The organism is Synechococcus sp. BA-124 BA4, assembly GCF_034931165.1.
Genome location: NZ_JAYGIA010000069.1, coordinates 14,594 through 27,218, shown reverse-complemented (window position 1 = coordinate 27,218; position 12,625 = coordinate 14,594). Strand labels below are relative to the sequence as shown.

Genomic DNA, 12,625 nt, shown 5'->3' with positions numbered 1-12,625 from the left:
GATCGGCGCCATTCCCCAGCCATCCGTTCCGGCGGCTCCGGATCCAGCGTCCCCGGCACCGCTGGCCGTGGCACTGATCTCCGGCGGGCTTGATTCGGCCACGGCCGCGGCCCTGGCGATCGAGGCGGGCTACCGGCTGATCGGTCTGTCGTTCGATTACGGTCAGCGTCACCGCAGGGAGCTGGAGGCTGCCGCCCAGCTGGCGTCTGCACTCGGCCTGATCGAGCACCACACCATCGCCGTCAACCTGGCTGCCTGGGGTGGCTCGGCCCTCACCGACCCTGGCATCGCCCTGCCCGGCGCAGGGGCGGTGGAGGGGGTGATCCCTCCCACCTATGTGCCGGGCAGGAACACGGTGTTCATCGCTCTCGGGCTCAGCCTGGCCGAGGCCCGGGGGGCCTCCCGCCTCGTGCTGGGGGTGAATGCGGTGGATTATTCGGGTTATCCCGATTGCCGTCCCGACTACCTCGCCGCGTTTCAGAGCCTGGCGGATCTGGCCAGCAAGGCCGGCCGGGAAGGACACGGGGCCCGGCTCTGGGCACCGCTGCTGAGCTGGAGCAAGACACGGATCGTTGAGGAGGCCCTGCGTCTGCGGTTGCCGATCGAGAGCACGTGGAGCTGTTATGCCGGCGGGACTGTCCCCTGCGGCCGCTGCGACAGCTGTCGCATCCGCGATGCCGCTCTGCGGGACGCGGGGCATCCCGAGCTGGCCAGCCACGGACCTGGATGAGCCGGGAGCCTTTGATCCGCCCCCTGCCGTGGCGGGAACCCTGGCCCCTGGTGAACCGGCTGGCGCAGCACTACGGGCTGGAGGGGCTGGTCTGGCTGGATGGGGATGGAACGGCCCTGGGACGCACCTCGACCCTGGCCCTGGCCCCCCTGGAGCAGGTGGAGTGCCGGGGCCTGCCGGCTGAGTCCGGAGCCGGCGATCCCTTCGCGGCCCTGCGGCGTGTCCTGGGGACGGGTGGGGCCTGGCTGGGCTGGCTGGGCTATGAGGCGGGAGCCTGGGTGGAGCCGGGATCCCACTGGCGCTCGCCGGACACAGCCACCCTCTGGGCCGCTCGCTACGACCCCCTGCTCCGCTTCGATCTGCAGGAACGGCGTCTCTGGCTGGAGGGGGACGACCCGGGGCGGCTGCGGGACCTGGCGGCCTTGATCGGATCAGGCCCTGAAGACCCAGGAACGGCGGAGGCCGCAGCGCCGCCGGCCCCGGGTCTGCCGCCCGGCCACTGGCACTGGCACACCACCCCGGAGGCCTTCGCCCACCAGGTGACGGCCCTGCGGGAGTGGATCGCCGCGGGGGATCTGTTCCAGGCCAATCTCACCGCCTGCCGCGAACTGCTGCTGCCACAGCCGGTCTCACCCCTGGAGCTCTACGGCCGGCTCAGGCGCCACTGCCCGGCGCCCTTCGGTGGAGTGGCGATCGCCTCGCTCGGCGAGGACGGTGAGGCCGTGCTCTCCGCGTCGCCGGAACGCTTTCTGCGTCTGGAGGAGGATGGCCAGGTGGAGACCCGTCCGATCAAGGGCACCCGGCCCCGTCACACCGCCGCCGCCGCCGATGCCGCCGCCGCTGCCGACCTGATCACCAGCGCCAAGGACCGGGCCGAGAACGTGATGATCGTCGATCTGCTGCGCAATGATCTCGGCCGGGTCTGCCGCAGCGGCTCGATCGGGGTGCCTCAGCTGCTGGGGCTGGAGAGTTACCGCCAGGTGCACCACCTCACCTCCGTGGTGGAGGGATCCCTGCGCCCCGAGGCCGATCTGGTGGACCTGCTGCGGGCCTGCTGGCCGGGCGGGTCGATCACCGGGGCCCCGAAGGTGCGCGCCTGCCAGCGCCTGGGTGCCCTGGAGCCCGTGCCCCGGGGGCCCTACTGCGGATCCCTGTTCCTGCTCGAGGCCGACGGCCGCTTCGACAGCAACATCCTCATCCGCAGCCTGATGCTCAGGGGCCGGCGCCTGCGCGCCCATGCCGGCTGCGGCATCGTGGCCGATTCCAGCCCCGCCGCCGAGGCTGAGGAACTGGCCTGGAAACTGGATCCCCTGCTGGAGGCCCTGGCCTGAACGCGATCGCCTGGATCGATGGACCGGACGGAGGCCGCTGGGGTAAACCGGGCAGCCTGGCGGTGCCGCTCTCGGATCGGGGCCTGAGTCTGGCCGATGGGCTGTTCGAAACCGTGCTGGTGGAGGGGGGGCGCCCCCGGTTGCTGGCCCAGCACCATCAGCGCTGGCGCTGCGGGGCGGAGGTGCTGGGTCTTGAGCCCCCACCGCCGCTGGAGCGGGTGGCGCTGCTGGCCCGCGAGGCGATCGATCGCAGCGGCATCGCCTGCGGGGCCCTGCGCCTCAACTGGAGCCGGGGCGATGGTGCCCGGGGCCTCGAACCCTCCGCGGGACCTGCACGCTTCTGGTTGCAGCTCAGCCCCGCCTGGCCTGATTTCAGCTCGGTGTCCGTGATGGTGAGCCGGCTCGAGCGGCGCAATGCCGCCAGCCGCCTGAGTTCCTGCAAGACCTTCGCCTATGGCGCTTCGGTGCTGGCCAGACTGGAGGCCCGACGGGCGGGTCAGCAGGAGGCGCTGCTGCTGAGCACGGCCGGGGGGCTCTGCTGCGGCACCTGCGCCAACCTGCTGGTGCGTCACTCCGGGGGGTGGTGGACACCGCCGCAGGCCAGCGGCTGCCTTCCCGGCGTGATGCGGGCCAGAGCTTTGGCCCTGGGGCTGGCCCAGGAGGCTCCGGCGCCGATCGAGGCCTCCCAGCTGCGGCACGGTGCTCTGCTCATCAACAGCCTCGGTTGCCGGCCGATCCGGTCCCTGGAGGGGGAGGTGGTCTCCACCTGGCCCGAGCCGGAGCACTTCTGGCGTCGCTTGCTTGCGGACGACTGATCGACTGGTCCAGGGTCCGTCACCGAAGGCACCTGTCATAGCGTCGGGTCATCAGCGGATGAACAGCGTGAGGGTCGGGGCTGCAGCGGTGATCCCGGGGTTGGCGTTCCTGCTGGCGGGGCTTTCGGCCTGCGGCGGGCCGAAGGAGGTGGCCGTTCAGAACGCCCGGCTTGGCGATGCGCTGGTGGAGGTCGAGGGGACCCGGGTCGAGCTGGCCCAGACCTTCAAGCCGGGGGTGTCCAACGGCCTCTACAAGGGAGCCGTGCGCCTGCATGGGCCTGGCCAGCCGGCGGAAGGACGCCTGCATGCGCTCAATGCCGTCTGCAGCATCAAGGACACACCCGGCTGGCCCGCCTACGACAACGTCTATGGCTACCCCATCTCGGACGTTGCCGAGGCCGCTCAGCTGAGCGGCAAGAGTCGCTGGCAGATTCTGTATCACTTTGATGGGCGGATCGAGGCCAGTGGCGGCCTAAAGCCTCAGGCCTGGACGGCGCGCCTCAGGGACAACCTCTGCCGCCGCGGTGATTTCGATGACAGCACGGCACGCCAGTGACAGGGCCGCTGAGCGCGGGGTCCAGTAGCCGATGACACTGTTCCTCCTGGAGGGCTCGCGTTGGATGTGGGCGAAAACCGCAACGAACCCCTCCTTTCGATGCCGAAAACACTGTTCAAGGTTGATCTCACCAAGACGATGGACCAGCAGGAGATGCCGGGCCACAACCGCTGGCATCCCGACATCCCGGCAGTGGTTTCAGTCAATCCGGGTGATGTGTTCAGGATCGAATGCAAGGACTGGACCGATGGCCAGATCAAGGACAACGATGATCCGCAGGACATCGCCGATGTCAATCTCGAGGTTGTCCATGTCCTGAGTGGGCCGATCTGGGTGAATGGTGCCCAGCCCGGCGACATCCTGGTGGTCGATATTCTCGATGTCGGTGCCCTGCAGGGAGATGAATGGGGCTTCACGGGCATTTTCGCCAAGGAAAACGGAGGCGGCTTCCTCACCGATCACTACCCCAAGGCGGCCAAGGCCATCTGGGATTTTGAAGGGATCTACACCAGCTCCAGGCACATCCCCGGCGTGCGTTTCGCTGGCATCACCCACCCCGGCCTGATCGGCTGCGCCCCCTCCCATGAGCTGCTGAGGGAGTGGAACCGGCGTGAAACCGAGCTGGTGAACACCGCCCCCGACCGCCGCACCTATGGCGCCGGTCTCTCGGGCAGTGAGCCGGTGCTGGCGGCTCTTCCCAATCCCAACAGCGCCATCCTCGGAACCCTGCCCAGCTCGGAGTTCGAGCGGGTGGCCAATGAGGCGGCCCGCACGGTGCCTCCCCGGGAGCATGGCGGCAACTGCGACATCAAGAATCTCACCAAAGGAACCAAGATCTACTTCCCCGTCTACGTGGAAGGAGCCAAGCTCTCGATGGGAGACATCCACTTCTCCCAGGGGGATGGTGAAATCTCCTTCTGCGGCGCCATCGAGATGTCTGGCTACCTCGATCTGCACGTGGAGATCATCAAGGGTGGCATGGAGAAGTATGGGATGGTCAATCCCATGTTCAAGACCAGCCCCGTCGAACCTCATTTCACTGATTACCTCGTGTTTGAGGGGATCTCGGTTGATGAGTTCGAAGGCAAGCAGTACTACATGGATGTACATATCGCCTATCGTCGTGCCTGCCTCAATGCGATCGAATATCTCAAGAAGTTCGGCTACACGGGCGAGCAGGCCTATCTGCTGCTGAGCTGTGCACCGGTCGAGGGGCGAATCAGCGGCATTGTCGATATCCCCAATGCCTGTTGCACCCTGGCCATACCAACTTCGATCTTTGACCAGGATATCCTGCCCTGCTGATCAGTAACTGTGGAACGGGGGGCCTGAGCATCAGGCCCCCTTTCTGTTGTGCTGATCATTTTTTGAACGATCTCATCTTCCGCCCGCCATGCCTGTCTACGAATTCAGCTGCACCAACGGTTGTGAAAACTTTGAAGTCTGGCGCAGCATCGATGAGCGCCAGAGCAACACCAACTGTCCCGCCTGTGAGGCAGAGGGCAAGCGCGTGTTCACACCGGTGATGTCCCTCACCGGGCCCCTGCGGCTGAAACAGGAGCAGTCGGAACCGCGACTGGTGCGCAAGCAGGCCACTCCCCCGGCAGGAAAGCCCCGGCTGAAGCAGAGCAGCACCCGCCCCTGGATGCTGAATCGAGGCTGCTGACACTCACGACAGTGAGTGCTCCGACCTGGGCGTTGACTCCTGCTGGGAGCCAACGCCCAGGCGCGTTCGATCAGACCGTCAGGAACTCCTTGATCACCTCGTCGGAGAGCTGATCCGTCTTGCCACTGGCCACAATGCCTCCACGCTGCATGGCGTAATAGAAATCGGACTGGCGCACGAAGTGAAGATGCTGCTCCACCAGCAGCACGCTGATGCCGGTCTCCTTCATGATTCGCTGAACGGCGTGCTCGATGTCGAGGATGATCGAAGGCTGAATCCCTTCGGTCGGTTCATCCAGCAGCAGCAGTTTCGGCTTGCCCAGCAGAGCTCGGGCGATGGCCAGCTGCTGCTGCTGACCGCCACTGAGGTCGCCACCCTTGCGCTTGAGGAACTTCTCGAGAATCGGAAACAGATCGAAGATCAGAGGATCGATGTGGCGGTTCTTCTCGAGCCCTCCGGGAAGGGCCTCCATGCCCAGCAGGAGATTCTCCTTGACCGAAACCTGGGGAATGATGTCCCTGCCCTGGGAGACATAGCCGATGCCTGCACGAGCTCTCCGGTAGGGAGGCTGGCTGGACAGTTGACCGCTGCCGTATTCGATGGTGCCCGAACGCTGCTGCAGCAGTCCGATGATGGTCTTGAGAAACGTGGTTTTGCCGACGCCGTTGCGACCGATCAGGCAGACCATTTTCCCTTCATGGATGCTCAGGTCCACGTTGCGGAGAATATGGCTTTCTCCGTAATACACATTCAGACCGTTGACCTGGAGCAGGGGTTTTTCGCTGGTGGTAGACATGGGGGCGGTGGTTGAAGGTCGGAAAACGGTTACTGTTCGGGCGGCCCCAGGTAGACCTCGATAACCCTTGGATCGGCTTTGACCTGGTCCAGCGGACCCTCAGTGAGCACCTGCCCCTGGTGCAGAACGGTGACGTCGAAATCGAGATCCCGGATGAATTCCATGTCGTGCTCGATCACCACCACGGTGTGGTCGCCGGCCAGGGACTTGATCAGTTCGGCCGTTCGCAGGGTTTCCTCATCGGTCAGACCGGCAACCGGTTCATCCAGGAGCAGCACTTCCGGGGCCTGGGCCACCAGGCAAGCGATGGCCAGCCACTGCTTCTGGCCATGGGAGAGGGAGCCAGCCTTCACGGTGGCGAAGGGTGCCAGGCCCACATAGTTCATGATGCGATGAACCTCGTCCTTGGCCGCCTGGGGAAGGCCCGACCCCAGCAGGCTGAAGGCGTTTTTCAACGGGGAGGCGGCCAGCTCGAGATTGCGAAGCACGCTGAGGTTCTCGAAGACCCTCGGGGTCTGGAACTTGCGGCCGATCCCCTGACGAGAGATCTTCTGCTCTGACACACCGAGAAGCGATTGTCCCTTGAAGGTCACCGAGCCCTTGGTAGGCCGCACCTTGCCGGTGATCACATCCAGAAATGTTGTCTTGCCGGCACCGTTGGGCCCGATGATCGACTTCAACTCACCCTTGTACAGCTTCAGGCTGAGATCGGTGAGGGCATAGAAGCCATCGAAACTCACGCTGACGTCATTGAGCTCAAGTAGAGGTTCTGACATGGACATCGGAAAGGAGCGTATTCGAGAAAGCAGTCACGAAGAAAAACCTGGCAGTATTGTCGGACTGACTAGTCCACGGGGAGAGCCTCCTCATCGATCCGGGGATAGGTTTTTGCCTTCTTGGCGATGCCGAAGGCGGCCAGCAGACTCCTGAATCCGCCGTTGACAACCCAGCCATAAATGCCATCGGGCATGAGCACAACCACGAAGATGAACAGGGCACCCTGGACGAAGAGCCAGGCCTCCGGCAGGGCCTCGCTTACCAGGCTGCGCAGGTAGTTGACCACCGTGGCGCCGATGATGGGACCCACCAGAGTCCCCCGGCCGCCCACGGCCACCCAGATCACCATCTCGATCGAGAAGGAGATCGACATGTACTGGGGCGAAACGATGCCGGACTGCACGGTGTAGAGCGCGCCGGAGATTCCGCACAGGGCTCCCGCCACCAGGAAGACGATGGTCTTGAACGGGACCGGATTGAAACCGGCAAAACGAAATCTTGTCTCATCATCACGGATGGCGATCAGGGCATCACCGAAGCGCCCGCTGGTGAAGTACCGGCAGATCAGAAAAGCCAGGGGGAGCAGGATCACCGTGAGGCGGTAGAACCACACCTGCATGTCAGGGGAACCCACCAGTTGGCCGAACAGCTGCGAGGTGCTGGTTTTGAGGCCGTTGGTGCCGTCGAAAAGCTTCTGCTGGCCGTTGAAGAAGTGGAAGAACACCATCAACGCGGCTTGGGTGATGATGGAGAAATACACTCCTTTGATCCGGTTTCTAAAGATCAACCAACCCACCACACCAGCCACCACGGCTGGGATCACCCAGATGGCGATCAGCGTGAATACAGGTGACCAGAAGGGCTTCCAGAAAAAGGGCAGCTCAGCGACGCCGTAGTTCTCGAAAAATTTGGGGATGCCATTACCGCCAGCCAGGCTCTTGGTTTTGAGCATCAGGTACATGGCCACCGCGTAGCCACCCAACGAGAAGAAGATCCCCTGACCCAGGCTCAGCAGACCGGTGTATCCCCAGATCAGATCGATCGCCAGAGCGGTAATGGCGAGCGCGAAATAGCGACCGAAGAGGTTGAGCCGAAAATCGTCGAGCGCCGCCGGCAGGATGAACAGGGCCACCGCCAGCAGAATCCAGGGGACAAGTCTTTGGAAGAGTTTCAAGGTAGAGGCCTCCTCGTGGGGAGATGGAACGGGAATCTGCAGCGGGTGGGGATGATCGGGTCAGGCATCGACCGAGCGACCCTTCTGAGGGAACATGCCGTTGGGACGGAACTGGAGGAAGACGATGATGAAGATGAAGACGAGGACCAGCGACATGCTCGTGGTCGCGAAGAATTCAGTGACCCCTCGGGCGGCCGCCGGCATATCCGGGAAGATGGTGAGCAAGGTGCCGGAGCCGATCACCGATTGAATGATCCCGAGCAGAATCGCCGCGATCACGGTGCCGAGCAGGTTGCCCACCCCGCCCAGCACGATCACCATGAAGCAGGACACGATATACGCGGCTCCAAGGTTGGGGCCCACCGATCCCAGCAGAGTGATGGCGCACCCAGCCACACCGGCCAGTCCGGATCCGATACCGAAGGTGATGCTGTCCACGCGATCGGTTGGAATACCGAGACAGTTGCTCATCTGACGGTTCTGGGTGACTGCGCGGATCCGCAGACCCCAGACGCTTTTATTCAGGAACCAGTAGGTGGCCAGAAGCAAAAGGGCCGACAGCAGGATGATGAAGATCCTCAGACCGGGCAGTTCGATGGTGCCGATCATCCCCCAGCTACCCTGCAGCCATTTCGGTGCCGTCACATCGATGTTGCGGGGACCGAACCAAGGCTTGGAGAGTGGCCGGAACTGATCGAAGAGATTCACGGCAATCAGACCGATGAGGATGGAGAGAGCCCAGCCCAGTCCATTGAGATAGGTGAAGAAAGGCTTCTGTGAGAACTTCGCGCGCAGTAACTTAGAAAGTAAGACCCCGGAAGCTACACCCACAATGATGCCAAGCATCATGGCCGTTGAGACACTTCGAATCAGCTGGATGAGAATCAGGCTGACTCCCCAAGTGGCGAGCAGTGTTTCCAGGGGTCTGCCGTAAAGCTGTCGGATCAGCGTTCTCTCCAGCAGCACTCCAATCAATCCCGTGACGATGAAGGCAAGCACCAGAGAGACCGGGAAATACAGCTCGAAGATCACACCACCCATGGGTTTGAACGCCGACTGCACCACGTAGGTGACATAGGCGCCCAGCATCATGAACTCACCATGGGCGAGGTTGATGACCCCCATCAAGCCAAAAACGATGGCCAGACCGGTAGCTGCAAGCAGCAGAACCGATCCGATGCTGAGGCCATCGAGGATCTGAGAAAAGAAAAGTTCCAACGGAATGAATGTTGAAAGTTAGGTCCAGCATCGCGTCAGCGATGCTGGACCAGGTCGAACGGGGTGGTGGTGTATCGATCTGGATGGCGGGCGGTGGTTCCTGGAGGAACCACCGATTCTTCATCGCCTCCCGGGGATGGCCCTGATCACATCTTGAACTTGCCGGCATCAGGACGATCCTGAGTCCAGTCGCAGGTGAAACCCTTGGTTTCGGGCACGAACTGGTTCCAGGGGATGGGCGGAATGGCCGTCTTGCTGTCCTCGAGGATCTTGAACTGACCGTTGGCTTCGGCTTCACCGATCAGCACCCGCTCGGAGGTGTGGTGATTGGGGAACATTTCGATCTCGCCCTGGGGCGCATCGAATTTGATGCCGATCATGGTCTTGCGGACCTTGTCGAGATCTTCGAAGGTACCGGCCTTCTCAACAGCGTTCTTCCAGAGGTACACCATGTTGTAGGCCGATTCAGCTGGGTCACCGGTGACCCGATCGGCGCCATACATCGCCTGGAAGTCGGAGGTGAACTTCTTCGAGGCCGGGGTGTCCAGGCTCATGAAGAAGTTCCAGGTGGCATAGGTGCCAGTGGTGTACTCAGGGCCGATCTGACGGATCTCCTCCTCAGCAATCGAGAAGGACATGATCGGGTATTTTGCCGGGTCAATGCCGGCGGCCTTGAATTGCTTGAAGAGGGCAACGTTGGAGTCGCCGTTCAAGGTGTTGATGATGATGCCGCCATCCGGGAACGCCTTCTTGATCTTGGCGATGATCGGGGCTACCTCGGTGTTGCCGAGAGGGATGTAGTCTTCGCCAACGGTTTCACCGCCAAGAGCCTTCATCTGCTCCTTGATGATGGTGTTGGCGGTCCGAGGATAGACGTAGTCTGAGCCAACCAGGTAGACCTTTTTGCCCAGCTTATCGCCGTAGGTCTTCATCAGCCAGTCAACGGCTGGTTCAGCCTGCTGGTTGGGAACGGCGCCCGTGTAGAAGATGTTCCTGGAGCACTCCTGCCCTTCATATTGAATCGGGTAGAAGAGCATATGGTTCTTGGCCTCATACACCGGCAGCATGGCTTTGCGGCTGGCGGAGGTCCAGCCTCCGAACACTACGGCCACCTTGTCGGAGTCGATCAGCTTCTGCGATTTCTCGGCGAAGGTGGGCCAATCGGAGGCACCATCTTCGGCAACAGCGACGATTTTGTACGATTTGCCGTCAACCTTGACGCCGCCGGCGTCGTTGATCTCCTTGATCGCCATCTCTTCGACCTCTTTCAGGGTCGTTTCCGAGATGGCCATGGTGCCACTCAGGGAGTGGAGGATGCCAACTTTGACCTCGCCGTCGAAGTTGCCAGCGGAGTCTCCACCGCCACCGCCACCGCAGGACACCAGAGTGATGCTGACGGCGGAAGCAGCAAGTCCAGCAAACAGCCGCCGAGAGAGATTCTGAACCATTGGTGCTTTGTCAAGGTGAGGGTATGCCGCGATGCTGACGGCAGCTCGGAACTTACGGAGATCGCCCAGGGCGCTATGTATCCGATCGCACGAAACCTCTGTGCTGGCTCAGGGTGTGTGGATTTGCTGGTGAAGCCAGGTCCCTGACTCAGGCCCTTGGGCTGGGTAACTGTTCACGCAGAAAGGATTCGACACGCTCCAGGCCTTCTCCGCTGCGAAGGTTGGTGAAGCACCAGGGGCGGCCCGGTCGCATCAGTTCAGTGTCTCGTTGCATCACGCTCAGATCGGCGCCCACCATCGCTGCCAGATCGATCTTGTTGATCACCAGCAGGTCGGAGCGGGTGATGCCCGGCCCCCCCTTCCTGGGGATCTTGTCCCCGGCGGCCACGTCGATCACATAGATGCACAGATCCACCAGCTCCGGACTGAAGCTGGCCGCGAGATTGTCACCGCCGCTCTCCACCAGCACCAGATCGAGATCAGGGAACTGGTTCTCCAGTTCCTCCACCGCGGCGCGGTTGATCGAGCAGTCTTCCCGGATGGCGGTGTGGGGGCAACCTCCCGTTTCCACCCCGCGGATGCGCTCGGGCTCCAGAGCGCCGGCGCGGGTCAGGAACTGGGCGTCTTCCTGGGTGTAGATGTCATTGGTCACTACCGCCAGCTCCAGCTCCTGGCGCAGCCGCCGGCAGAGGGCTTCAACGAGGGCCGTTTTGCCGGAGCCCACGGGTCCCGCCACTCCAACGCGCAGTTTGCTCATGCTGGTGGGCCGCCTTGAGGGTCAACTGCGAAACAGCCTGGAGTAAAGCTCGGCGTGGTGGAGCTGGCAGAGGCCAGAGCCGATGCCGCCGGTCCATTGCTCGCGGGGATCGGCGAGCGCCAGCTCGCGGCCCCGCTCCACCAGTAACGGTGCCAGGGCCAGCTGCAGCCGTTGTCCCTGGGTGGGCCCAAGGGGCACCAGGCGCACGGCGGCACTGATCTGGTTGGCGCACCAGCCATAGAGGTAGGCCTCCACCAGATCAGGCAGTGGGAGCTCCAGGCAAAGCCCCGCCCAGGCCCAGGCCGCCGGCCAGGCCAGCTCGACGGCAGGCTGCAGCGGCCAGCCCAGCTGCGCCAGCAGCTGCAGCAAGGAGCGTCCCATCTGACGTTGCTGGGACCGCAGTTCAGGCGCTTCGCGCTGGACCAGCAGCCAGCTGTCGAGATCCATCAACGTTGCCCGGGCACGCTGAGCCCCCTCGCTCTCGGCTCCCGCTGCAGCCATGAGCTGGTGCTGGCGCAGGGCCTCCTGCAGAGGGCCCAGGGCCGCCGCCTCGATGCCGATGCTGCCGCGCCGGAGCTCGGCTTCGAGCCAGTCCTGCAGAGCCCTCGCCGTGGTGATGGTTCCCCTCTGCACCAACACCTCCAGCCCCTCCGAGTAGCTGAACGCCCCCACAGGCAGGGCGGGGCTCACCAGTTGCAGCAGATGCAGCCCGGCGACACTCATCGCGGCTGGTCGCTGTCGTGGTTGTGGATGTGGGAATGGGCGTGACTGGCTGCGGCATAGGCACCAGGTTCCGGCAGAAATGGCGCCAGTCGGTGCTCGATCAACAGGCCCCGTTGCCGCATCAGCTCCTCCAGTACCCCGTCCTCCAGCAGTCTCAGTTCCCCTGAGCGCACTTCCAGCGACACATGGCGGTTGCCCAGGTGGTAGGCGGCCTGCAGCAACGTCAGGGGATCCGGGCTGCGCACCACCAGCACAGGCTCAGGCGCCGGCACCACCACCACCACCAGGCTGCGATCGGCCGGCATCAGCCGCTCGCCCGGCTCCAGGGCCGGTCCCCGCGGGAGATGCAGCAGCAGTTCACGGCCGCAGGAGGTGCGTCTCCGCCCGCGCAGGCTGGTGCGCTCCTGGGCGCTCATGGGCAGATGCAGCACGGGCACATCCCCGTCCGGCTCCTGCTCCTGGCCGGAGGGCTGATAGCGCAACTCCAGCTGCAGCGGTGGTGAGACGGGTGGTGAGCTCGAGCTCGGGGGCGTGGACACAGGGCCATCACCCTCACAACAAGGCGCCAGCCTCCTCAGACCGTGGAGCAGCCCCTGTGGCGATGGCTACCAAAACCGCCCTTGCGGCCTGGGTC

14 protein-coding genes are annotated in these 12,625 nt (G+C 63.5%); 6 read left to right on the top strand and 8 right to left on the bottom strand.

What is annotated here, in order from left to right; all coding sequences use genetic code 11:
- Positions 1–61 precede the first annotated feature (61 nt).
- The 6 genes from queC (at position 62) to VB734_RS08560 (ending at position 5,098) form a co-directional block, all read left to right on the top strand.
- Positions 62–730, top strand: coding sequence for a 7-cyano-7-deazaguanine synthase QueC (gene queC, locus VB734_RS08585; protein ID WP_197167291.1), 669 nt, complete (start codon positions 62–64; stop codon positions 728–730).
- A complete protein-coding gene (locus VB734_RS08580) occupies positions 727–2,061 on the top strand; it encodes an anthranilate synthase component I family protein (protein ID WP_197161168.1) in 1,335 nt (444 codons plus the stop codon). The genes queC and VB734_RS08580 overlap by 4 nt, the downstream gene beginning before the upstream one ends.
- Before the next feature lie 62 nt (positions 2,062–2,123).
- On the top strand, positions 2,124–2,876 hold the full coding sequence (locus VB734_RS08575; protein ID WP_231594503.1) for an aminotransferase class IV: 753 nt from the start codon (positions 2,124–2,126) through the stop codon (positions 2,874–2,876).
- A 58-nt stretch (positions 2,877–2,934) separates the two neighbouring features.
- Positions 2,935–3,432 (top strand): hypothetical protein, encoded by a 498-nt coding sequence (locus VB734_RS08570; RefSeq protein ID WP_322782156.1) that lies wholly within the window; start codon positions 2,935–2,937, stop codon positions 3,430–3,432.
- 99 nt (positions 3,433–3,531) lie between these two features.
- Positions 3,532–4,737, top strand: a complete 1,206-nt coding sequence (fmdA, locus tag VB734_RS08565; protein ID WP_037981469.1) for a formamidase — start codon at positions 3,532–3,534, stop codon at positions 4,735–4,737.
- Positions 4,738–4,825: 88 nt separating this feature from the next.
- A complete protein-coding gene (locus VB734_RS08560) occupies positions 4,826–5,098 on the top strand; it encodes an FmdB family zinc ribbon protein (RefSeq protein WP_197161173.1) in 273 nt (90 codons plus the stop codon).
- Between the two features lie 70 nt (positions 5,099–5,168).
- Here the strand turns inward: VB734_RS08560 and urtE are convergent, their stop codons facing one another.
- The 8 genes from urtE to ureE form a co-directional block, all read right to left on the bottom strand.
- Entirely contained in the window at positions 5,169–5,894 is a 726-nt protein-coding gene (urtE, locus tag VB734_RS08555) for an urea ABC transporter ATP-binding subunit UrtE (RefSeq protein ID WP_006172925.1), read from the bottom strand.
- Positions 5,895–5,923: 29 nt separating this feature from the next.
- Entirely contained in the window at positions 5,924–6,670 is a 747-nt protein-coding gene (urtD, locus tag VB734_RS08550) for an urea ABC transporter ATP-binding protein UrtD (protein WP_037981100.1), read from the bottom strand.
- A 68-nt stretch (positions 6,671–6,738) separates the two neighbouring features.
- Entirely contained in the window at positions 6,739–7,845 is a 1,107-nt protein-coding gene (urtC, locus tag VB734_RS08545; RefSeq protein ID WP_322782157.1) for an urea ABC transporter permease subunit UrtC, read from the bottom strand.
- 60 nt (positions 7,846–7,905) lie between these two features.
- The gene (locus VB734_RS08540; protein ID WP_255142046.1) at positions 7,906–9,063 is read right to left on the bottom strand and encodes an ABC transporter permease; all 1,158 of its coding nucleotides are present in this window, start codon (positions 9,061–9,063) and stop codon (positions 7,906–7,908) included.
- A gap of 146 nt (positions 9,064–9,209) precedes the next feature.
- A complete protein-coding gene (urtA, locus tag VB734_RS08535; RefSeq protein ID WP_197161195.1) occupies positions 9,210–10,511 on the bottom strand; it encodes an urea ABC transporter substrate-binding protein in 1,302 nt (433 codons plus the stop codon).
- 148 nt (positions 10,512–10,659) lie between these two features.
- Positions 10,660–11,268 (bottom strand): urease accessory protein UreG, encoded by a 609-nt coding sequence (ureG, locus tag VB734_RS08530; RefSeq protein ID WP_197161197.1) that lies wholly within the window; start codon positions 11,266–11,268, stop codon positions 10,660–10,662.
- Positions 11,269–11,289: 21 nt separating this feature from the next.
- The gene (locus VB734_RS08525) at positions 11,290–11,991 is read right to left on the bottom strand and encodes an urease accessory protein UreF (protein ID WP_197161200.1); all 702 of its coding nucleotides are present in this window, start codon (positions 11,989–11,991) and stop codon (positions 11,290–11,292) included.
- The gene (gene ureE, locus VB734_RS08520) at positions 11,988–12,479 is read right to left on the bottom strand and encodes an urease accessory protein UreE (protein WP_416238049.1); all 492 of its coding nucleotides are present in this window, start codon (positions 12,477–12,479) and stop codon (positions 11,988–11,990) included. Before ureE ends, VB734_RS08525 begins: the two co-directional genes overlap by 4 nt.
- Positions 12,480–12,625 lie beyond the last annotated feature (146 nt).